This is a genomic window from Klebsiella sp. HMSC16A12 (genome assembly GCF_001808265.1).
Classification (GTDB): domain Bacteria; phylum Pseudomonadota; class Gammaproteobacteria; order Enterobacterales; family Enterobacteriaceae; genus Klebsiella; species Klebsiella pneumoniae.
On the sequence record NZ_KV792521.1, the window covers coordinates 42,377 to 62,023 of the forward strand.

Annotated in this window: 23 protein-coding genes; 8 read left to right on the forward strand and 15 right to left on the reverse strand. The window is 56.6% G+C overall.

Annotated elements, in window-relative coordinates; all coding sequences use genetic code 11:
• The first annotated feature begins 35 nt into the window (after positions 1-35).
• Positions 36-635 (forward strand): 5'-deoxynucleotidase, encoded by a 600-nt coding sequence (gene yfbR / locus HMPREF3140_RS00670; RefSeq protein ID WP_002913188.1) that lies wholly within the window; start codon positions 36-38, stop codon positions 633-635.
• A gap of 44 nt (positions 636-679) precedes the next feature.
• On the opposite strand, the gene HMPREF3140_RS00675 is transcribed toward yfbR, so the two are convergent.
• The 4 genes from HMPREF3140_RS00675 to yfbV all read right to left on the reverse strand — a co-directional run bounded on the left by HMPREF3140_RS00675 (position 680) and on the right by yfbV (position 4,297).
• Entirely contained in the window at positions 680-2,512 is a 1,833-nt protein-coding gene (locus HMPREF3140_RS00675) for an SLC13 family permease (RefSeq protein ID WP_004180741.1), read from the reverse strand.
• Between the two features lie 76 nt (positions 2,513-2,588).
• Entirely contained in the window at positions 2,589-3,248 is a 660-nt protein-coding gene (locus HMPREF3140_RS00680) for a sugar phosphatase (RefSeq protein WP_004174996.1), read from the reverse strand.
• An 11-nt stretch (positions 3,249-3,259) separates the two neighbouring features.
• A complete protein-coding gene (locus tag HMPREF3140_RS00685; protein WP_002913193.1) occupies positions 3,260-3,754 on the reverse strand; it encodes a YfbU family protein in 495 nt (164 codons plus the stop codon).
• A gap of 87 nt (positions 3,755-3,841) precedes the next feature.
• On the reverse strand, positions 3,842-4,297 hold the full coding sequence (gene yfbV, locus HMPREF3140_RS00690; RefSeq protein WP_002913194.1) for a terminus macrodomain insulation protein YfbV: 456 nt from the start codon (positions 4,295-4,297) through the stop codon (positions 3,842-3,844).
• 337 nt (positions 4,298-4,634) lie between these two features.
• On the opposite strand from yfbV, the gene ackA reads away from it, so the two are divergent.
• Entirely contained in the window at positions 4,635-5,837 is a 1,203-nt protein-coding gene (gene ackA / locus HMPREF3140_RS00695; RefSeq protein ID WP_002913195.1) for an acetate kinase, read from the forward strand.
• A gap of 200 nt (positions 5,838-6,037) precedes the next feature.
• On the forward strand, positions 6,038-8,185 hold the full coding sequence (pta, locus tag HMPREF3140_RS00700; RefSeq protein WP_002913196.1) for a phosphate acetyltransferase: 2,148 nt from the start codon (positions 6,038-6,040) through the stop codon (positions 8,183-8,185).
• Between the two features lie 92 nt (positions 8,186-8,277).
• Here pta and yfcD read toward each other — a convergent pair whose 3' ends face one another.
• The 3 genes from yfcD to yfcF all read right to left on the reverse strand — a co-directional run bounded on the left by yfcD (position 8,278) and on the right by yfcF (position 10,139).
• On the reverse strand, positions 8,278-8,829 hold the full coding sequence (gene yfcD, locus HMPREF3140_RS00705; protein WP_002913197.1) for an NUDIX hydrolase YfcD: 552 nt from the start codon (positions 8,827-8,829) through the stop codon (positions 8,278-8,280).
• Between the two features lie 57 nt (positions 8,830-8,886).
• Positions 8,887-9,438, reverse strand: coding sequence for a phosphodiesterase (yfcE, locus tag HMPREF3140_RS00710; RefSeq protein ID WP_004899586.1), 552 nt, complete (start codon positions 9,436-9,438; stop codon positions 8,887-8,889).
• Positions 9,439-9,500: 62 nt separating this feature from the next.
• Complete coding sequence (gene yfcF, locus HMPREF3140_RS00715) at positions 9,501-10,139, reverse strand: glutathione transferase (RefSeq protein ID WP_004180746.1); 639 nt, start codon at positions 10,137-10,139, stop codon at positions 9,501-9,503.
• A 180-nt stretch (positions 10,140-10,319) separates the two neighbouring features.
• On the opposite strand from yfcF, the gene yfcG reads away from it, so the two are divergent.
• From yfcG to HMPREF3140_RS00730, 3 genes are all read left to right on the forward strand, one after another.
• Complete coding sequence (gene yfcG, locus HMPREF3140_RS00720; RefSeq protein ID WP_004174988.1) at positions 10,320-10,949, forward strand: GSH-dependent disulfide bond oxidoreductase; 630 nt, start codon at positions 10,320-10,322, stop codon at positions 10,947-10,949.
• A 65-nt stretch (positions 10,950-11,014) separates the two neighbouring features.
• Positions 11,015-11,377, forward strand: coding sequence for a dihydroneopterin triphosphate 2'-epimerase (folX, locus tag HMPREF3140_RS00725; RefSeq protein WP_002913200.1), 363 nt, complete (start codon positions 11,015-11,017; stop codon positions 11,375-11,377).
• A gap of 18 nt (positions 11,378-11,395) precedes the next feature.
• Entirely contained in the window at positions 11,396-12,289 is an 894-nt protein-coding gene (locus HMPREF3140_RS00730; protein WP_002913203.1) for a TIGR01777 family oxidoreductase, read from the forward strand.
• On the opposite strand, the gene HMPREF3140_RS28520 is transcribed toward HMPREF3140_RS00730, so the two are convergent.
• A complete protein-coding gene (locus tag HMPREF3140_RS28520) occupies positions 12,269-12,385 on the reverse strand; it encodes a hypothetical protein (protein ID WP_014343361.1) in 117 nt (38 codons plus the stop codon). The two genes, HMPREF3140_RS00730 and HMPREF3140_RS28520, sit on opposite strands and share 21 nt — an antisense overlap.
• A gap of 119 nt (positions 12,386-12,504) precedes the next feature.
• On the opposite strand from HMPREF3140_RS28520, the gene HMPREF3140_RS00740 reads away from it, so the two are divergent.
• Positions 12,505-13,032 (forward strand): GNAT family N-acetyltransferase, encoded by a 528-nt coding sequence (locus HMPREF3140_RS00740; protein WP_004140943.1) that lies wholly within the window; start codon positions 12,505-12,507, stop codon positions 13,030-13,032.
• A gap of 5 nt (positions 13,033-13,037) precedes the next feature.
• Here HMPREF3140_RS00740 and hisP read toward each other — a convergent pair whose 3' ends face one another.
• The 5 genes from hisP to argT all read right to left on the reverse strand — a co-directional run bounded on the left by hisP (position 13,038) and on the right by argT (position 17,115).
• The gene (gene hisP / locus HMPREF3140_RS00745) at positions 13,038-13,811 is read right to left on the reverse strand and encodes a histidine ABC transporter ATP-binding protein HisP (protein WP_002913206.1); all 774 of its coding nucleotides are present in this window, start codon (positions 13,809-13,811) and stop codon (positions 13,038-13,040) included.
• A gap of 7 nt (positions 13,812-13,818) precedes the next feature.
• Positions 13,819-14,535, reverse strand: coding sequence for a histidine ABC transporter permease HisM (gene hisM, locus HMPREF3140_RS00750; RefSeq protein WP_002913207.1), 717 nt, complete (start codon positions 14,533-14,535; stop codon positions 13,819-13,821).
• Positions 14,532-15,218: a histidine ABC transporter permease HisQ gene (locus HMPREF3140_RS00755; protein ID WP_002913208.1), complete on the reverse strand. Its 687-nt coding sequence runs from the start codon at positions 15,216-15,218 to the stop codon at positions 14,532-14,534. The genes hisM and HMPREF3140_RS00755 overlap by 4 nt, the downstream gene beginning before the upstream one ends.
• 64 nt (positions 15,219-15,282) lie before the next feature.
• Positions 15,283-16,065, reverse strand: a complete 783-nt coding sequence (gene hisJ / locus HMPREF3140_RS00760; protein ID WP_002913209.1) for a histidine ABC transporter substrate-binding protein HisJ — start codon at positions 16,063-16,065, stop codon at positions 15,283-15,285.
• A 267-nt stretch (positions 16,066-16,332) separates the two neighbouring features.
• Positions 16,333-17,115, reverse strand: coding sequence for a lysine/arginine/ornithine ABC transporter substrate-binding protein ArgT (gene argT / locus HMPREF3140_RS00765; protein WP_032412011.1), 783 nt, complete (start codon positions 17,113-17,115; stop codon positions 16,333-16,335).
• A 40-nt stretch (positions 17,116-17,155) separates the two neighbouring features.
• On the opposite strand from argT, the gene HMPREF3140_RS28525 reads away from it, so the two are divergent.
• Positions 17,156-17,317 carry a hypothetical protein gene (locus tag HMPREF3140_RS28525; RefSeq protein ID WP_032412013.1) on the forward strand — a complete coding sequence of 54 codons (162 nt, stop codon included), beginning with the start codon at positions 17,156-17,158 and terminating at the stop codon, positions 17,315-17,317.
• 80 nt (positions 17,318-17,397) lie between these two features.
• On the opposite strand, the gene HMPREF3140_RS00775 is transcribed toward HMPREF3140_RS28525, so the two are convergent.
• Both HMPREF3140_RS00775 and purF read right to left on the reverse strand, forming a co-directional pair.
• A complete protein-coding gene (locus tag HMPREF3140_RS00775; RefSeq protein WP_002913212.1) occupies positions 17,398-17,967 on the reverse strand; it encodes a UbiX family flavin prenyltransferase in 570 nt (189 codons plus the stop codon).
• Between the two features lie 135 nt (positions 17,968-18,102).
• Positions 18,103-19,620, reverse strand: a complete 1,518-nt coding sequence (gene purF / locus HMPREF3140_RS00780; RefSeq protein ID WP_002913213.1) for an amidophosphoribosyltransferase — start codon at positions 19,618-19,620, stop codon at positions 18,103-18,105.
• Positions 19,621-19,647 lie beyond the last annotated feature (27 nt).

The following is a 19,647-nucleotide window of genomic DNA, read 5'->3' on the forward strand; positions in this document are numbered from 1 at the left end:
ATGGAACCCGATGTTGTCACTGATTAAGGGTCCCTATGAGTCAGAGTCATTTCTTTGCCCACCTCTCCCGCCTGAAACTGATTAACCGCTGGCCGCTGATGCGCAACGTGCGCACCGAAAATGTCTCCGAACACAGTCTGCAGGTGGCGATGGTCGCCCATGCGCTGGCGGCGATTAAAAACCGCAAATTTGGCGGCCAGGTCAACGCCGAGCGTATCGCCCTGCTGGCGATGTACCATGACGCCTCGGAAGTACTAACTGGCGATCTCCCTACTCCGGTGAAATATTTCAATTCGCAGATTGCCCAGGAATATAAGGCGATTGAAAAAATTGCTCAGCAAAAGCTGGTGGATATGGTCCCTGACGAGCTGCGCGATATTTTCGAGCCGCTGATTGATGAGCATCACTACAGTGAGGAAGAGCAGTCGATCGTCAAACAGGCTGACGCCCTCTGCGCTTACCTGAAGTGCCTCGAAGAGCTGTCTGCAGGCAATAACGAATTTCTGCTGGCCAAAGGTCGGCTGGAAAAGACCCTGGCATCGCGGCGCAGCGCGGAGATGGATTACTTTATGCAGGTGTTCGTCCCAAGCTTCCAGCTGTCGCTGGACGAAATTAGCCAGGATTCGCCGCTGTAAGATTCTGACCGGGCGGCGGTTGTGCTCTACCCGGCCAGAATATCTTAAAACGGAAACAGTACCGGGATCAGCAGGACGCAGACCACCATCACCAGTATGGTAAAGGGCACGCCTATTTTGACAAAATCGCTAAATGAGTACTTGCCCGGGCCAAGCACCAGGGTGTTAACCGGCGAGGAGACCGGGGTCATAAACGCCGCCGAAGCCGCCATCGCCACCACCATGGCAAAAGGATAGGGTGAGACGCCCATTGACTTCGCCGCCGCTAAGGCAATAGGCGCCATCAGCACCGCCGTGGCGGTGTTTGAGATAAACAGCCCAATCGCCGCGCACATCACGAACAGGCAGCCGAGCATCAGATAAGGCCCCTCGCCTCCGGCGACATCCATCAGTCCCTTCACCACCAGATCCACCCCGCCGGTTTTTTGCAGCGCCAGGGCAAACGGCATCATCCCAACAATCAAAATAATGCTCGGCCAGTGGATCGCCTTGTAGGCGCTTTCGGCATTGATGCAGCGGAATTTGCCCATCAGCAGACAGGCGATAATCGCGGCAATCGGGTTGGGAATTTCATCGGTGAGCATCAGGGCTACCATCAGCACCAGGCAGAAAATCGCATGCGGAGCCTGGCTGTGGGCCGGCGAAGCGTCATCGACCTCAACCGGCATATTGAGTACCACGAAATCCCGGCCGCGCTTCGCCAGCAGGGCAATTTGCCGCCAGTTGCCGACCACCAGCAGGATATCGCCGAGCTGCAGCGGCTCATCGACCACCGAACCATCCATCGCTTTGCCATCGCGCTTCATGCCGACGATATTGAGACCAAACCGGGTGCGGAAGGCTATCTCACGCACCGTTTTGCCAATCATCTCTGAATCCGGGATCAGCGCCACCTCCGCCATCCCCACATCCAGCGCCTGATCGGCAAAATACTCGCCGCGCAATACCATCGGCTCAAGCATTTGCTCGCCGCAGAACTGGCGTAAATCGACATCGGAGGCGGACATATCGATCAGCAGGACGTCGCGGGCGCGAAATTCCGATACCCCGTTGACGTTGACAATTACCCGGCGGAACCGCCGCCAGCGTTCAACGCCGATCACGTTGGCGCAGTAGCGCTCACGCAGCTTTAAATCATCCAGCCGCTGACCGATCATCGGCGAACCCGGGCGGATGGCCAGCCGGCGAGCGCGGCCGGTGAGGTGATATTCGCGGATCAAATCGCGGAAGGTGCTTCTTTTTCGCCCATCGCGTGCGGAGTCGCCATTATCCGTCTTCAGCATAAAGCGCACCGCCAGCATATAGACGATGCCCAGGATCAGCACCACCAGGCCAATCGGCGTGACGCTGAAAAAGCTGAAGCCGTGCAGTCCCTCGCGCAGCAATTCACTGTTGACCACCAGGTTGGGCGGCGTCGCCACCAGGGTCATCATCCCGCTGATAAGCCCGGCGAAGCTCAGCGGCATCATCAGCCGCGATGGCGAGGTATTCATCCGCGCCGAGACGCTAAGTACCACCGGGATGAAAATGGCGACCACCCCGGTGGAGCTCATAAACGCGCCCAGACCGGCGACGGTGAGCATCAGGTAGATCAGCATTTTGGTTTCGCTGTTCCCCGCTACGCTCACCAGCCATGCCCCCATTTTGGTGGCGACTCCGGTGCGCACCAGGCCATCGCCGATAATAAACAGGGCGGCAATCAGGATCACGTTAGGATCGCTGAATCCGGAAAAAGCTTCATTTAACGTCAGCGTTCCGCTGAGGACAAAGGCGACAATGACCATCAGGGCGATAGCATCCATGCGCACCTTGCCGGTAGCAAACAGCACAACCGCGATGGCCAGGAGGGATAAAACCCAAATCAATTCACCGTTCACAACGTTTCCTTGTCACAAGTGGGAGTCGACATAGTGGCATAAAAAAGCCCCGACGACGCGGGGCGAAATCATGGGTTTACGCTTTAAGACGCACATTTACCACGCCGTCAGTCTGGCGTTCAACCACCAGATCTTCCAGGCTGCTCAGCACGAGGTCGGCTTCATCCAGGCGAGGGGCATCGGCGGGCACGTTGACCGCGATAGTGCGACAGCCGGCCGCCAGTCCGGAGAGGAGCCCCGCCGGCGCATCTTCCACCACCGCGCACTCCCCGGCAGGCAGACCCAGCCGCTCGGCGCCCAGCAGATAGGCGTCCGGCGCCGGTTTGCCGTGTTTCACCTGCTCGGCGGTGACGAACACCTCAGGCATCGGCAGGCCCGCCGCGCGGTGACGCGCGTGGGCAACCGGAATCGAGCCGGAGGTGACAATCGCCCACGGGATCCCGGCCTCATTGAGCGTATTCAGCAGGGCTAATGCCCCCGGCAGCGCGACGATACCCTCAATATCAGTGGCTTCTATCTGCTCGAGGTAGCGAAATTCGGCCTGGATATCCTCCTCGCTGCGCCCCGGCATAAAATGGCGAATGGAGGTAATGGCCTGCTTGCCGTGAATAAAACTGAGAATTTCATCATGGTCAATGGCGAAACGATCCCCCCACTTGCACCATGAACGCTCCACCACCGGCAAGGAATCCACCAGCGTCCCGTCTAAATCGAACAGGAAACCTTTACACTGCACGGGCACCTCCCTCAGGCGTTGATAATTTGATTAATTTCATTACTGCTCAGATGATACTGGCGCGGGCAAGCGTGCCAGACGCTCAGCATCCGCTGATATTTCTCCCACATCGGGGTCTGCGAGTTAAAGCCATGGGTACCGGCGTCAAAATGGCTGTAGCGGCCTTCAACGTTGACCATAAAACGCACATAGCCGAGATAACGCGCTTCGGTGGCGGCATCAAACCCGAGGAAGGTGACCCGGCGTTCATCGATACCCGCCGCGTCTTTCAGGTTGGTCCAGGAGACGTGCAGCGCGTGGTACATCTCCATGATATCAATAACGGTACGGCAGGTTTCTTCCGTCAACTGGCCAAACTCGCGGTCCAGTTCACGCATCTGTAGCCCATACCCACGCTCTATGATGGTTTGCAGACGACGGTAGCGTTCCGCATTATCCGGGTCGAGCATCGTCATCATTTTGTACTGATTGGATAAAATCAGACGCTGCGCATTGGTCATTTCCATGTTGTGACTCCTGTAGCACGGTAGGGCGTGAAATAAAGAAGGCGCATAAATCATGCGCCTTCTTTTATATGCGTTTTCCGTAGTGAATTACAAATCATCAAGGAAAGTTTTATCCAGTTGTTTGAAGGCGCGCTTAAGCGTGTCAGCCAGCGCCTGATAATCGGGCTTGCCTTCGACCGGTGCCAGCGCCTGCCCCGCCTCCTGCAGTTTACCGCGCACTTCATAGAACCAGTTAAGAATGGAGGGCGGCAGCGGCGTCACCGAACGCTTACCCAACCACCAGAGTCCCTGCATCGGCAGGCTCAGCGCAAACAGCGCGGTAGCGACGGCGGGGCCCAGCTGGCCGCCAAGAGCTATCTGCCAGCAGAGGGTAAAAATGGCGATTGGCGGCATGATGCGGATGGCATAGCGGGTGGCACGAATAATGCGGTTTTCAATAAACACCGGCGCGAGGCGCTTGTCGAGAGGCCAGGTCTTTGCGTAATGCTGCCCGCGGTTGAACAAGCTAAAGAAGCTAACGGGGCGTTTCTCAGGGGTCGACATGGCTTTACCTCAACTTTACATATAAAACTTAAAAAATTCGTGCAAAACACCAACTATGCATGACATCGTTCAAAAGATTTTGGCAAAGGATGCCGCAATCAGGTATCCTGTGCCCGCCTGAAAGGGCGGTTAGACTCTTTGCCAGGCTAGTCAAATTATCGCATATTCTGCCATTGGCTGAAAATTATGCAAAATGGCATAAAATCAAATGTACTTCTCTCATCGTGCCCGAAAACAGAACAAGGCATGATGTTAATCATAAATGTCGAGGTCATCCTGCGCTACGCTAATGACACACTGACGTTTTTTTAGCCACGTATCATAAAAAGGTACTTCCATGTCGAGTAAGTTAGTACTGGTTCTGAACTGCGGTAGCTCCTCTCTGAAATTTGCTATCCTTGACGCCGTGAACGGCGACGAATATCTGTCCGGTTTAGCGGAATGCTTCCACCTGCCGGAAGCCCGTATCAAATGGAAAATGGACGGCAGCAAACAAGAAGCCGAGTTAGGCGCGGGCGCCGCGCACAGTGAAGCGCTGAACTTTATCGTTAACACTATTCTGGCACAAAAACCAGAACTGTCTGCTCAGCTGACCGCAATCGGCCACCGTATCGTACACGGCGGTGAAAAATACACCAGCTCCGTGGTGATCGACGAGTCCGTAATTCAGGGTATTAAAGACGCCGCGTCTTTCGCACCGCTGCACAACCCGGCACACCTGATCGGCATCGCTGAAGCGCTGAAATCCTTCCCGCACCTGAAAGACAAAAACGTGGCTGTATTCGATACGGCGTTCCATCAGACCATGCCGGAAGAATCCTATCTCTACGCCCTGCCGTACAGCCTGTACAAAGAGCACGGCGTTCGTCGTTACGGCGCGCACGGCACCAGCCACTTCTACGTGACTCAGGAAGCCGCTAAGATCCTCAACAAGCCGGTGGAAGAGCTGAACATCATCACCTGCCACCTCGGCAACGGTGGTTCTGTTTCCGCTATCCGTAACGGTAAATGCGTTGACACCTCCATGGGTCTGACCCCGCTGGAAGGCCTGGTGATGGGTACCCGCTCCGGTGACATCGATCCGGCCATCATCTTCCATCTGCACGACACCCTGGGCATGAGCGTTGACGCGATCAACAAAATGCTGACCAAAGAGTCCGGCCTGCTGGGTCTGACCGAAGTCACCAGCGACTGCCGCTACGTGGAAGACAACTATCAGGAAAAAGCCGACGCTAAACGCGCAATGGACGTTTACTGCCACCGCCTGGCGAAATACATCGGTTCCTACACCGCGCTGATGGACGGCCGTCTTGACGCCGTTATTTTCACCGGTGGTATCGGTGAAAACGCCGCGATGGTGCGTGAGCTGTCGCTGGGCAAACTGGGCGTACTGGGCTTTGAAGTTGACCATGAGCGTAACCTTGCTGCCCGCTTCGGCAAGTCTGGCTTCATCAACAAAGAAGGCACCCGTCCTGCCGTGGTTATCCCGACCAACGAAGAGCTGGTCATCGCGCAAGACGCCAGCCGTCTGACCGCATAATTCCACATCGCCAGCCCTGACCCGCAATAATTCGAGCTGCAGGAAGGCGGCGACACAGCAAAACCCCGGCCGCGTACAGCGCGTACGCCACCGGGGTGAGCAAGTAGAGCCAACGCACGTGCAACTTGAAATATGACGGATAGCTGGCGGTGCTGTTTTGTATCCCGCCTGATACTGGCGGTAACGAAAGAGGATATACCGTGTCCCGTACTATCATGTTAATTCCTACCGGTACCAGCGTAGGTCTGACCAGCGTCAGCCTCGGTGTGATCCGCGCTATGGAACGCAAAGGCGTTCGTCTGAGCGTCTTTAAACCTATCGCCCAGCCGCGTTCCGGTGGCGATGCCCCAGACCAGACCACCACCATCGTTCGCGCCAGCTCCTCCACCACCACCGCCGCTGAACCGCTGAAGATGAGCCATGTTGAGTCTCTGCTCTCCAGCAATCAGAAAGATGTGCTGATGGAAGAGATCATTGCCAACTACCACGCGAATACTCAGGACGCGGAAGTGGTGCTGGTGGAAGGCCTGGTACCGACCCGTAAGCATCAGTTCGCCCAGGCGCTGAACTTTGAAATCGCCAAAACGCTGAACGCTGAAATCGTCTTCGTGATGTCTCAGGGCACCGACACGCCAGAACAGCTGAACGAGCGTATCGAACTGACCCGTAACAGCTTTGGCGGCGCCAAAAATACCAGCATCACCGGCGTTATCGTCAACAAACTGAATGCCCCTGTCGACGATCAGGGCCGTACCCGTCCTGACCTGTCGGAAATTTTCGACGACTCGTCGAAAGCAAAAATCGTGAAGATTGACCCGGCTCAGCTGCAGAAAGGCAGCACGCTGCCGGTGCTGGGCGCAGTGCCATGGAGCTTCGATCTGATCGCGACCCGCGCGATCGACATGGCGCACCATCTGAATGCGACCATCATCAACGAAGGCGATATCAATACCCGCCGCGTGAAATCCGTGACTTTCTGCGCGCGCAGCATCCCGCACATGCTGGAACACTTCCGCCCTGGTTCTCTGCTGGTTACCTCCGCAGACCGTCCTGACGTGCTGGTTGCGGCCTGCCTGGCGGCAATGAACGGCGTGGAAATCGGCGCCATTCTGCTGACCGGCGGCTATGAAATGGACGCGCGCATCAGCAAGCTGTGTGAACGCGCTTTCGCGACCGGCCTGCCGGTATTCATGGTCAACACCAACACCTGGCAGACCTCCCTGAGCCTGCAGAGCTTTAACCTCGAAGTACCGGTTGACGATCACGAGCGTATCGAGAAAGTTCAGGAATACGTGGCCAACTACATCAACGCCGACTGGATCGAATCGCTGACCGCGACCTCCGAGCGCAGCCGCCGTCTCTCTCCGCCAGCCTTCCGCTACCAGCTGACCGAGCTGGCGCGCAAAGCCGGCAAACGTGTCGTTCTGCCGGAAGGCGACGAACCGCGTACCGTGAAAGCGGCGGCGATTTGTGCCGAACGCGGGATCGCCACCTGCGTCCTGCTGGGTAACCCGGATGAGATCAACCGCGTAGCCGCGGCCCAGGGCGTTGAGCTTGGCGCCGGCATTGAAATCGTCGATCCGGAAGTGGTTCGCGAAAGCTATGTGGGTCGCCTGGTCGAACTGCGTAAGAACAAAGGCATGACCGAAGCGGTCGCGCGTGAGCAGCTGGAAGACAACGTGGTTCTCGGCACCCTGATGCTGGAACAGGACGAAGTCGACGGTCTGGTATCCGGCGCGGTTCACACCACTGCCAACACCATTCGTCCGCCGCTGCAGCTGATCAAAACCGCGCCGGGCAGCTCGCTGGTCTCCTCCGTGTTCTTCATGCTGCTACCGGAACAGGTTTACGTTTACGGCGACTGCGCGATCAACCCGGACCCGACCGCCGAGCAGCTGGCGGAAATCGCTATTCAGTCCGCTGAATCCGCGATTGCCTTCGGCATCGAACCGCGCGTGGCGATGCTCTCCTACTCCACCGGTACCTCCGGCGCGGGTAGCGATGTCGAGAAAGTCCGCGAAGCGACCCGTCTGGCGCAGGAAAAACGTCCTGACCTGATGATCGACGGCCCGCTGCAGTATGACGCCGCGGTAATGGCTGACGTAGCGAAGTCCAAAGCGCCGAACTCACCGGTAGCTGGCCGCGCGACCGTGTTCATCTTCCCGGATCTGAACACCGGTAACACCACGTACAAAGCGGTACAGCGCTCTGCCGACCTGATCTCCATCGGGCCGATGCTGCAGGGTATGCGCAAGCCGGTCAACGACCTGTCCCGTGGCGCGCTGGTAGACGATATCGTCTATACCATCGCACTGACCGCGATCCAATCGGCTCAGCAGCAGAAGTAATCTGCCGCTGTGGTCAAAGCAAAAGGCAGCCGAATGGCTGCCTTTTTGTCGTCAGGAGGCGAGCGACGATTGCTGTCGCGCGTTTGCGATCTTTATTCGCGCTCGCTCTCTTCCGCATCATCATACTCATTACCGGCGTTGCGGGTCATCCACAGCGCCAGCGCTTTCAGGGAGTCCGGCGTGAACTCATCGCAGCGGGCGGTGATCTCTTCCGGCGTTAACCAGCACACCTCGCTGACCTCTTCTTCCTGCAGGGCGAACGGCCCGTGGGAGACGCAGCTGAACAGACTTCCCCAGACGCGGCAGAATTTGTCTTCGTAATAAAACTGGCCGTGATCGGCAAACGGCACCCCGGCGATGCCTAACTCCTCTTCCGCCTCGCGACGGGCCGATTCCAGCAGCTGCTCATCAGCCTGCACGACGCCGCCAGCGGTGGCATCCAGCATGCCCGGATGAAAGTCTTTTGTCTCGGTGCGTCGCTGCACCAGAATTTTCCCCATTCCGTCATGAACGACGATATAGGTCGCCCGGTGGCGCAGGCACTGCGCGCGCATTTGCTCGCGGCTGGACTGTGCTATCACCTCATTGTTTTCATTAACAATATCGACCCATTCTGTGCTTGCCAAATGATTCTGTTCCGCCATCAGGAAACCTTACTTTAAATGCGCTCTCGCGGCGCGTCTTTATGATTGAGGGCTAAATTACGGGTAAATTGCAACCTCTGCAATAACCTGATTATCATTGAGTGCTAAAACCTGCAGCCGCCCCTGATCCAGCAGCCCATAGCTGGCGGAATATCCCCCTTTCGGGATACTCACTGAGCCGGGATTAAAGAGGTAAATTGCGCCGCGTTTTTCCGCGACCGGTATATGAGTATGGCCATATGCCAGGACATCGCCAGCGGCCAGCGGCGGCAGATTATCCGGACTATAGAGATGCCCGTGGGTCAGAAACAGGCGATAGCGTTCGCTAAGCACCTGCTGCCAGGGCGCGGTGATTGGAAAACGAAGCAGCATCTGATCCACTTCGCTGTCGCAGTTGCCGCGAACGGCAACAATGCGTTCCGCCACGCTGTTCAACCGCTCCGCCACCTCACCCGGCGCATACCCCTCAGGCAGCGCGTTGCGCGGACCGTGATTGAGCACATCGCCGAGTATGATCAGCCACCTGGCGCCGCTTTGCGCGAACCGTTCAAGCACGCGTTCCGTGGCGGGCAGCGAACCATGAATATCGGAGGCAAACATCAGCTTCATAGGTTCCATCTCCACTGGTTACGATGCCTCTATGATAGCGGAAGCGCGGCGGGTTATCAGCCTCAGCGTTTGGCGGAAAGTGCCACGTAACGCTGGATTGAGGCCCGCTGCCACTGGAAAGACGCATAATCAGCCAGCGCCTCCGGTACCTTATCGCCATTGAGAACCAGGCGATTGAGCATCAGCGCCAGGTCTGCGTCGGCAATAGACCATTCGCCAAATAAATTTTGCCCGCCGTGGGCCAGTAGCGTGGTGGCGGTGGCAAACAGCTTTTCCGCAGATTGCCTGCCGGCCTCGCTGAGGTCCGGCATTTTCGCCCCGTCAAACACCACGGCGGTGGATCGCTCTTCACGAATTGGCATCAGATCGCTGCGCAGCCAGGCCTGGATCTGCCGGGCGCGGGCTCGTTTTTGCAGATCATGCGGGTAGATGCGCTCCCACTCCGGCGGCGCAAAACGCTCATCCAGATACTCGGTAATCGCCGAAGACTCACTTAGCGCGAAATCATCAACCTCCAGCAGCGGTACGCGACGGGTGGCGGCATAGCCTGTCCAGCCCGCCTGCAGATGTTCGCCGCGGTTCAGGTCGACGGTTTTAAGGGTAAAAGGCAGGCTTTTTTCCTGCAGAGCGACATAGACAGACATCACGTACGGTGAGAAAAAATCGGCATCGGACCACAGGGTAATGACAGGCTGGCTCATAGCTTCCTCAAGGGTGGTAGACAGGACAATAAGCCAACATAGCCTGTCTTACAGGCGATGTCACTGCTCGAGCGCGGACGACTCGTCGCCTGGCTGCCGGGTCGCTTGCGGAATTTCTCCCGGGTGGCGCAGCTTCACCTATACTCGAACAGTTTGCGACCCACGACGGCGGGAAATATTATGATCGATCTTTACTATGCACCCACCCCAAACGGCCACAAAATCACCCTGTTCCTCGAAGAGGCGGAGCTAGCCTATCGGCTAATTCGGGTCGATATCGGCAAAGGGGAACAATTTCATCCGCAGTTTCTGGCGATTTCGCCGAATAATAAAGTTCCGGCTATCGTCGACCACATGCCTGCTGACGGCGGGGCGCCGTTGAGCGTTTTCGAGTCAGGCGCCATCCTGCTCTATCTGGCGGAAAAAAGCGGTAAGCTGCTGAGCGGCGAGCTGCGGGAACGCTACGTCACGCTGCAGTGGCTGTTCTGGCAGGTCGGCGGGCTGGGGCCGATGCTGGGGCAAAATCAACATTTTTCCCACTCCGCGCCGCAAACCGTGCCCTACGCTATTGAACGTTTTCAGGTGGAAACCCAACGACTGTATGGGGTGCTAAATCAGCGTCTGGGATGCAGCCCGTGGCTTGGCGGCGACCACTACAGTATCGCCGACATCGCCGCCTGGCCCTGGGTGAACTGCCATGTCCGACAGCGTATCGATCTGGCGAACTATCCGGCGGTGCACAACTGGTATGAGCGCATTAAGCAGCGGCCGGCAACGGCGGAAGCGATGTTAAAAATTCAGCTTTATTAACCCCCTGCTCGCCCGTCGCGCTTTGTTGTATGATTGCAGGACTTACACCACGGAGGAAGCCTGCAATGTCTCAACCAGACGCCATTATTCGTATTAAGAACCTGCGCCTGCGGACTTTTATTGGTATTAAAGAGGAAGAGATCGCCAACCGCCAGGACGTGGTAGTGAATGTAGCCATTCACTACCCTGCCGATAAAGCGCGCGACAGCGAGGACATCAATGATGCGCTGAACTATCGCACCATTACCAAGCGCATAATCAGCCATCTTGAGAATGGCCGTTTTTCGCTGCTGGAAAAATTAACTCAGGATGTGCTGAATATCGCATGCGAACATCACTGGGTCACATATGCTGAAGTGGAGATTGATAAACTTCATGCGCTGCGCTATGCCGACTCGGTGTCCATGACCATGAGCTGGCGTCGCTAACCATGTCAGGGAGGTGGTATGAAGATCCTGCTTACTGGTGGTACCGGCCTGATTGGCCGACATCTGATACCCAGATTGCTGGAGCTCGGGCATAGCGTCACGGTCTCCACGCGACATCCGGATACCGCCCGCGCCCGTCTCGATCCGCGCGTCACCCTGTGGCGCGATTTCGAGGGCCATCACCACCTCAATGATATTGATGCCGTCATCAACCTGGCGGGTGAACCCATCGCTGATAAACGCTGGACGGCCGAGCAGAAACAACGCTTGTGCCATAGCCGCTGGGATCTCACGCAGCGGCTGGTGGGCCTGATCCACGCCAGCGACACCCCTCCCTCCGTGCTGATCAGCGGGTCTGCCATCGGCTACTATGGCGACCTCGGCGAGGTGGTGGTGACCGAAGAAGAGCCACCGCACAATGAGTTTACCCATAAGCTGTGCGCCCGCTGGGAGCAAATTGCCTGCGAAGCGCAAAGCGAGCGCACCCGCGTCTGCCTGCTGCGCACCGGCGTGGTACTGGCTCCGCGGGGCGGTATTCTCGGCAAAATGACACCCGCCTTTAAGCTCGGCCTCGGCGGGCCTATCGGCAATGGCAGACAGTACCTGGCCTGGATCCATATCGACGATATGGTTAACGGCATTCTGTGGCTGCTGGATAACGATCTGCGCGGTCCGTTCAATATGGTTTCTCCCTACCCGGTGCATAACGAGCAGTTCGCCCATGCGCTGGGTCATGCGCTCCATCGACCGGCGATTTTCCGCGTTCCCGCCGCCGCTATCCGCCTGTTGATGGGGGAATCCGCCGTCCTGGTGCTCGGCGGCCAGCGCGCGCTGCCAAAGCGTCTGGAGGCCGCCGGCTTCGCCTTCCGCTGGTACGATCTGGACGAAGCGCTAAAGGATGTGCTGAGTTAATGGCTGACACAGGGGAGCATTGGCTCCTCTGATTCCATTCTGCTGGCTCATGCTCCACGCCTTGATGGCCTCACCCTGGCGCTGCAGCATCGCCATATTCAGGACAACCAGCGCCCTTAATCGCCTGAATTCACCGCCAGCCGGCCGGTTCGCCGGTGTTACCTGGCAAAGCAAAGTGCTAAGGTAGGCTTTTCTTTCTGCGTATTGACTGCTTTATGACGACCATCACCACACCACGCCTTTCGCTTACCCGCTTTGTTACCGATGACTGGCCCTTTTTTCTGCGCCTGCGCCAGGATCCGCAGGTGATGCGTTTTATGGGGGAGGTGTTAAGCGAGGAGGCGCTGCGCAGCGTCTTCGTCAGTCGCTGTGCCGATCCCGGGGTGTTTGTATTGCGCGATAAATTCGGCGAGGCGCTGGGCGATATTGGGCTCCGCATCAGCCCGAAAAATCCGCACGAAGCTGACGTCGGCTACGCGCTGCTGCCTCAGGCTCAGGGAAAAGGCTATGCCAGCGAAGCGCTGCGGGCGGTCTGCGAGTATGGTTTCACCACCCTGGGGGTGCAGGCCATCAATGCCTGGGTGCTGGGTGAAAACCGTGGCTCATCGCGCCTGCTGGAGAAGCAAGGCTTTGTGCGCACCCAGGTGCTGGAGAAAGCCTATCATCTGAACGGCGTCGATTACGATGACTGGATCTATCGGCTGGAGCGGGAAGCTCATCCGGCGTCCGCAGACGCCGGATGAGCCGATTATTTCAGCGAACCTTTCAGAAACTGCTGCAGGCGCGGGCTTTTCGGCGCGCCAAACAGCGCATCCGGATGCCCTTCTTCTTCAATTTTACCCTGATGCAGAAAAATGACATGTGAAGAGACGTGGCGGGCAAAGCCCATTTCATGGGTCACCACCACCATGGTTTTTCCCTCTTCCGCCAGCTGCTGCATAATGCGTAACACTTCGCCCACCAGTTCCGGATCCAGCGCGGAGGTCGGCTCATCAAACAGCAGCACTTCCGGTTCCATCGCCAGCGCGCGGGCAATAGAGACACGCTGCTGCTGGCCACCGGAAAGATGCACCGGATATTTCGCCTGCTGACGTTCGTCTATCCCGACCTTGGCCAGGTATTTCACCGCCCGTTCGCGCGCTTCCTGTTTGCTTAAGCCCAGCACCTGAATCGGCGCCTCCATGACGTTCTCCAGCACCGTCATGTGGCTCCACAGATTGAAATGCTGAAACACCATGGTCAACCGGGTGCGCAGCAGGCGCAACTGGTTCTTGTCGGCCACCTTCAGCTGGCCGTCTTTATCCCGTACCAGACCAATATTTTGGCCGCTGACGACGATCGTGCCTTCGCTCGGTTTTTCAAGGAAGTTAATACAGCGCAAAAAGGTACTTTTTCCGGAACCCGATGAACCGATGATGCTGATAACGTCCCCGGCTTTCGCCTGCAGCGAGACGCCCTTCAGCACCTCGTGTTCCCCATAGCGTTTATGCAGATCGATAACGTTTAATTTATTGTCGGACATGGCGTTCTCAATGCGTCGAAGAAGGTTTGATATGCTGCAACCAGCGCTTTTCCGCTTTACGGAACAAGCTAATCAGCACATACGAGATAATTAAATAGAGCACCGCGGCGATGCCAAACGCGGTGAACGGCTGATAGGTGGCCGAGTTGATATCGCGGGCGATTTTCAGCAGATCCGGTACCGTAGCGGTAAACGCCAGCGCGGTAGAGTGCAGCATGAGGATCACTTCGTTACTGTAGGCCGGCAGTGCAATCCGCAGCGCGGAAGGCAGAATAATGCAGCGATACAGTTTGACTGACGAGAAGCCGTAGGCCCGCGCCGCTTCAATTTCTCCGGCGGGTACTGAGCGGATCGCGCCGGCGAAAATTTCAGTGGTATAGGCGCAGGTATTCAGGGTTAACGCCAGTACCGTGCAGTTTAGCCCGCTGCGGAAAAAAGCGTTCAACAGCTCCGTGCCTTTGACGATTTCCAGGGTATACATGCCGGAGTAAAAAACCAGCAGTTGCACATACAGCGGCGTGCCGCGAAATATGTAAGTGAACAGCCAGATGGGGAACTGGATAAACTTATTGCTCGAGACGCGGCCGATGGCCAGAAACACCGCCAGGATGCCCCCCATTACCACTGAAGAGATCAGCAACCATAAGGTAATCGCCACGCCGGTAAAGCGATAGCCGTCGGTCCACAGTAGTGATTTCCAGTACTCCTGAATAATTTCAATCACAGGTCAGCCCTCTTCACGCCAACGGTATAGCGGCGTTCGAGCAGCAGCAGTACGCCATTAGAAACGGTGGTAAACACCAGATAAATCAGGCCGCAGACGATGGCGAAGTAGAACGGCTGCCAGGTGCTTTTCCCGGCCAGCTGCGTGGCTTTGACCACATCCTCCAGCCCCAGCAACGAGACCAGCGCCGTCGCCTTGAGGATAACCTGCCAGTTGTTGCCTATCCCCGGCAGCGCGTAGCGCATCATCGCCGGGAAGAGAATACGCCGGAACGTCTGCCCGCCGCTAAAGCCAAAGGCGGTAGCCGCTTCGATATGCCCCTTCGGCACCGCCAGGTAGGCGCCGCGGAAGGTTTCCGTAAAATAGGCGCCATAGATAAAGCCAAGGGTAATAATCCCGGCGATCATCGGATCGATATCAAACTGGGCCATGCCCAGCGCGTCGGTAACGCTGTTTAGCGCAATCTGCAGGCCGTAGAAAATCAACAGCATCAGCACCAGATCGGGCACGCCGCGGATCAGAGTGGTATAGCCTTCAAACACCAGCGCCAGTGGACGGTTGCTCGATAACTTTGCGCCAGCGCCCGCCAGCCCAATCAGGACGGCGAGAACGACCGAGCTGAGCGCAAGCTCCAGGGTGACGAGCGCACCCTGCAAAATAACCTGTGAAAACCCATACAGCATGCTGCCTACCCTGTCTGTCATTCACCATTGCGCGCGAAACGCACGCAATGGCGAGGCGTGAGAATTATTCGCCGTATACGTTAAAATCGAAATATTTTTTCGCCAGCTTGTCGTAGGTGCCGTCCTTACGCATCTCTGCAAACGCCTTATTCAGCGCTTCACGCAGTTCGTTGTCTTCCTTACGCAGCCCCATACCGGTGCCAACACCAAACAGTTTCTCGTCTTTGATTGACGGGCCACCAAACTGGTAATCTTTACCAATAGGCTGTTTCAGGAACCCTTCGCTGGCCGCGACCTCATCCTGGAACGCGGCGTCGATCCGGCCGGCGGTCAGGTCGGAATAGATATTGTCCTGCCCCTGATAGGAGACAATTTCGATACCTTTCGGCGCCCAGTGCTCATTGCCATAGGTTTCCTGAGTCGTCCCCTGCAGCACGCCCACGCGCTTACCCTTGAGGGTGGCGAGATCCGGCGTTACCGGGCTGCCCTTTTTCACCACCAGACGCGAATCTGCCGCATACAGCTTGTCAGTGAAGGCAATTTCCTGCTGGCGCTTTTCAGTAATCGACAGCGAAGACATAATCGCGTCGATTTTCTTCGCTTTTAAGGAGGGGATCAGCGCATCCAGCGGGTTTTCAACAAAGGTACATTGCGTATTAATACGCTTACACAGCTCTTTTGCCAGATCGATATCAAAACCGACCAATTCTCCCTGCGCATTCTTCGATTCGAAGGGAGCATAAGTCGGATCGGTACCGATACGAATTTTTTGCGGGATGGCGGCAAAGACCGTGGAAACGCTGGAAAGGGCCAGCGCTAAAGAGAGAGACAACGCCAGTTTTTTCATAACTATCCTCGACAGACTGTCATTCTAACGGGTTTATTAGAACTATTTACGCCAGTTATCGTGCCATTATTCGCCCCTTAAGGGCAAAGATTTATGCACCAGAAAGGCCGATTTTTTGCATCAGAAACGCTTAACTATGCATTTTTTAGCCAAAAAACTGGCTGCTTTTGCACTGAAATGATCCACAGCGCGTTTAGATGCACCCTTTTGGGGCATGGATACGAACCTGGCGGCAGGCCCACCCCATTGTGCGGGCCTGCAGCAGTCTTAGTCGCCGTACACGTTAAAATCGAAGTATTTCTTCGCCATTTTGTCGTAGGTGCCGTCTTTACGCATCTCGCCCAGCGCTTTATCAAACGCGGCTTTCAGCTCGGCGTCGTCCTTACGCAGGCCGATACCGGTGCCGTCGCCAAAGTACTTTTTGTCTTTAACGGACGGGCCGGCGAAGGCGAAATCTTTCCCGGCAGGCTGTTTCAGGAAGCCTTCGCTGGCGGCGACTTCATCCTGCAGCGCCGCATCCAGACGGCCAGCTGCGAGGTCTGAATAGATCAGATCCTGGTTCTGGTAAGCCACCACGTCAACGCCCTGGCTGCGCCAGCGGTCGTTAGCATAGGCTTCCTGAGTAGAACCCTGCAGCACGCCGACGTGCTTGCCTTTCAGCGCCTCCAGCGTCGGCTGGATCGGCGACCCTTTGGCGGCGATCAGACGCGAGTCAGCGGCATATAGCTTGTCAGAGAAGGCGATCTCTTGCTGGCGCTTCTCGGTAATAGAGAGGGAAGAGATGATGGCGTCGATTTTCTTCGCTTTGAGGGAGGGGATCAGGGAGTCAAAATCACTGCCGACCCAGGTACATTTCACCTTAATTCGGGAGCACAACTCATTGCCTAAATCGATATCAAAACCAACAAAGTCCCCTTTCGCGTCTTTCGACGAAAATGGCGCATAGGTCGCGTCAGTGCCAATGCGAATGCTCTGCGGCAGAGCAGCAAACACGGTGGCCGTGCTGCTCATTCCCACGAGTAAAGAGAGAGCCAGAATCGTCTTCTTCATACAGTACCCTTAAGTGTCGTGATGTGGTGCGTTGCTTGTTATGGTGATTGCCGATCAATCCTGCAGTTTTTGTGCCATCTTCCAGGTGCGTGCCGGGAACAGGGTTAAATTTGTTAAAATAAAGTTGCAGGATTGTCTTAAAAGGGAAGATACCAGCATTACTGGCGAAACCGCAGCGCCTGAGCGCAAAAAGACGAAATAAATGTCGAGGATTTGATCGCGGCAACAAATTTGCACCACCGGAGCGCAAGCGTACATTTCATGCACCACTATAGTGCGACACTAGGCCCCCTGCCAGCGGGTAAACAAGTCGTGCTCCAGACTAATATCAAATTGATCGAGTACCCGATTGACGGTCTGGTTGATGACATCGTCCAGGCTTTGTGGCCGGTGGTAAAAAGCCGGTACCGGCGGCATTATCACCGCCCCCAGCTCTGCAGCCTGAACCAGCAGACGCAGATGGCCCAAATGGAACGGCGTTTCCCGCACGCAGAGCACCAGCGGACGACGCTCTTTCAGCACGACATCCGCCGCCCGGGTCAGCAGGCCATCCGTATAGCTATGGACAATGCCCGAGAGCGTCTTCATTGAGCAGGGTAAAATCACCATCCCGGCGGTTTTAAACGAACCGGAAGAGATACTGGCGGCGATATCGCGGGCGTCATGCACCACATCGGCTAGCGCCTGCACCTCACGTACGGAGTAGTCGGTCTCCATGGCCAACGTCTGGCGCGCCGCCTGGCTGAGGATGAGATGAGTTTCAATATCCGGCACATCTCTTAGCACCTGCAGCATCCGCACGCCGTAAATGGCGCCGCTGGCGCCGGAAATGCCAATAATCAGTCGTTTCACGTTCTGTTACCCCTTGCGCGTGTGCCGCAGACTTTGCCGGATTATAGCCTCTGGCGCAACTATTGACGCACAGTTAAGGGGCGAAAAAAAGCCCGCCGTCCTTTAGGTACGGCAGGCCCGCGACGCGTGAACGGCTTAACCCTCGTTGTGCATCTCGAGGTTTTCGACTTCGTTCTGCAGCTGGACCGCTTTGGCATCATCGTTACGCAGGGAGTCAAGATAGTCGAGGTACTGCTGGTCGACATCCCGGGTCACATATACGCCGTTGAACACCGAGCATTCAAACTGCTGAATATCCGGGTTCTCCGCGCGCACCGCGTCGATCAGATCGTTGAGATCCTGGAAAATCAGGCCGTCGGCGCCAATGATCTGGCGGATCTCATCCACTTCGCGGCCATGGGCGATCAGTTCGTTGGCGGTCGGCATATCGATACCGTACACGTTCGGGAAACGAATTTCCGGCGCAGCGGAGGCGAGATACACTTTTTTCGCCCCTGCTTCACGCGCCATCTCAATGATCTGCTCCGAGGTGGTGCCGCGTACAATGGAATCATCGACCAGCAGCACGTTCTTATCGCGGAATTCCGCACGGTTGGCGTTGAGCTTACGGCGAACAGATTTACGACGCAGCTGCTGACCGGGCATGATAAACGTCCGGCCGACGTAGCGGTTCTTCACGAAGCCCTGACGATAAGGTTTGTCGAGAATGCGGGCGATTTCCAGCGCGATGTCGCAGGAGGTCTCCGGGATCGGAATAACGACGTCAATATCCAGATCTTCCCACTCGCGGGCAATCTTTTCGCCCAGCTTAGTCCCCATGTTGACGCGGGCGCTGTAGACGGAAATTTTGTCAATAAACGAGTCCGGACGGGCAAAATAGACGTACTCGAACAGGCACGGGTTGCTGACCGGATTATCGGCACACTGACGGGTATAGAGCTGGCCCTTCTCGGTAATATAGACCGCTTCGCCCGGCGCCACATCGCGCAGGAATTCAAAACCAAGCGTATCAAGGGCCACGCTCTCCGAGGCCACCATATACTCGGTGCGACCGTCGCCAACGTCACGTTTACCCAGCACCAGCGGACGAATGCCGTTAGGGTCGCGGAAGGCCACCATGCCATGCCCGATGATCATCGCCACGCACGCGTACGCGCCGCGGATCAGGCGGTTGGTCGCCGCAATCGCCGCGAAGATGTTGTCCGCTTCCAGCGGGTAGTGACGGAAGTTATCCAGCTCACTGGCGAAAATATTGAGGAGGATTTCGGAATCAGAGGTGGTATTGATATGGCGGCGTTTTTCTTCAAACAGCTTTTTACGCAGCTCGTGCGCATTGGTCAGGTTGCCGTTATGCGCCAATGTGATGCCATACGGCGAGTTAACGTAAAACGGCTGCGCCTCGGAGGCGCTGGAGCTGCCCGCCGTAGGATAACGCACGTGGCCAATACCCATATTGCCCTGCATACGCTGCATGTGGCGGGCCTCGAATACGTCGCTTACCAGCCCGTTAGCCTTACGCAACCGGAAGCAGTTGTTGGCATCAATGGTGATGATGCCAGCGGCATCCTGTCCACGGTGCTGGAGCACCGTTAGCGCATCATAAATCGACTGGTTAACCGGCATAACACCGGCGATACCGACAATACCGCACATACGTCTTTTCCTCGTTCAGCAACGACC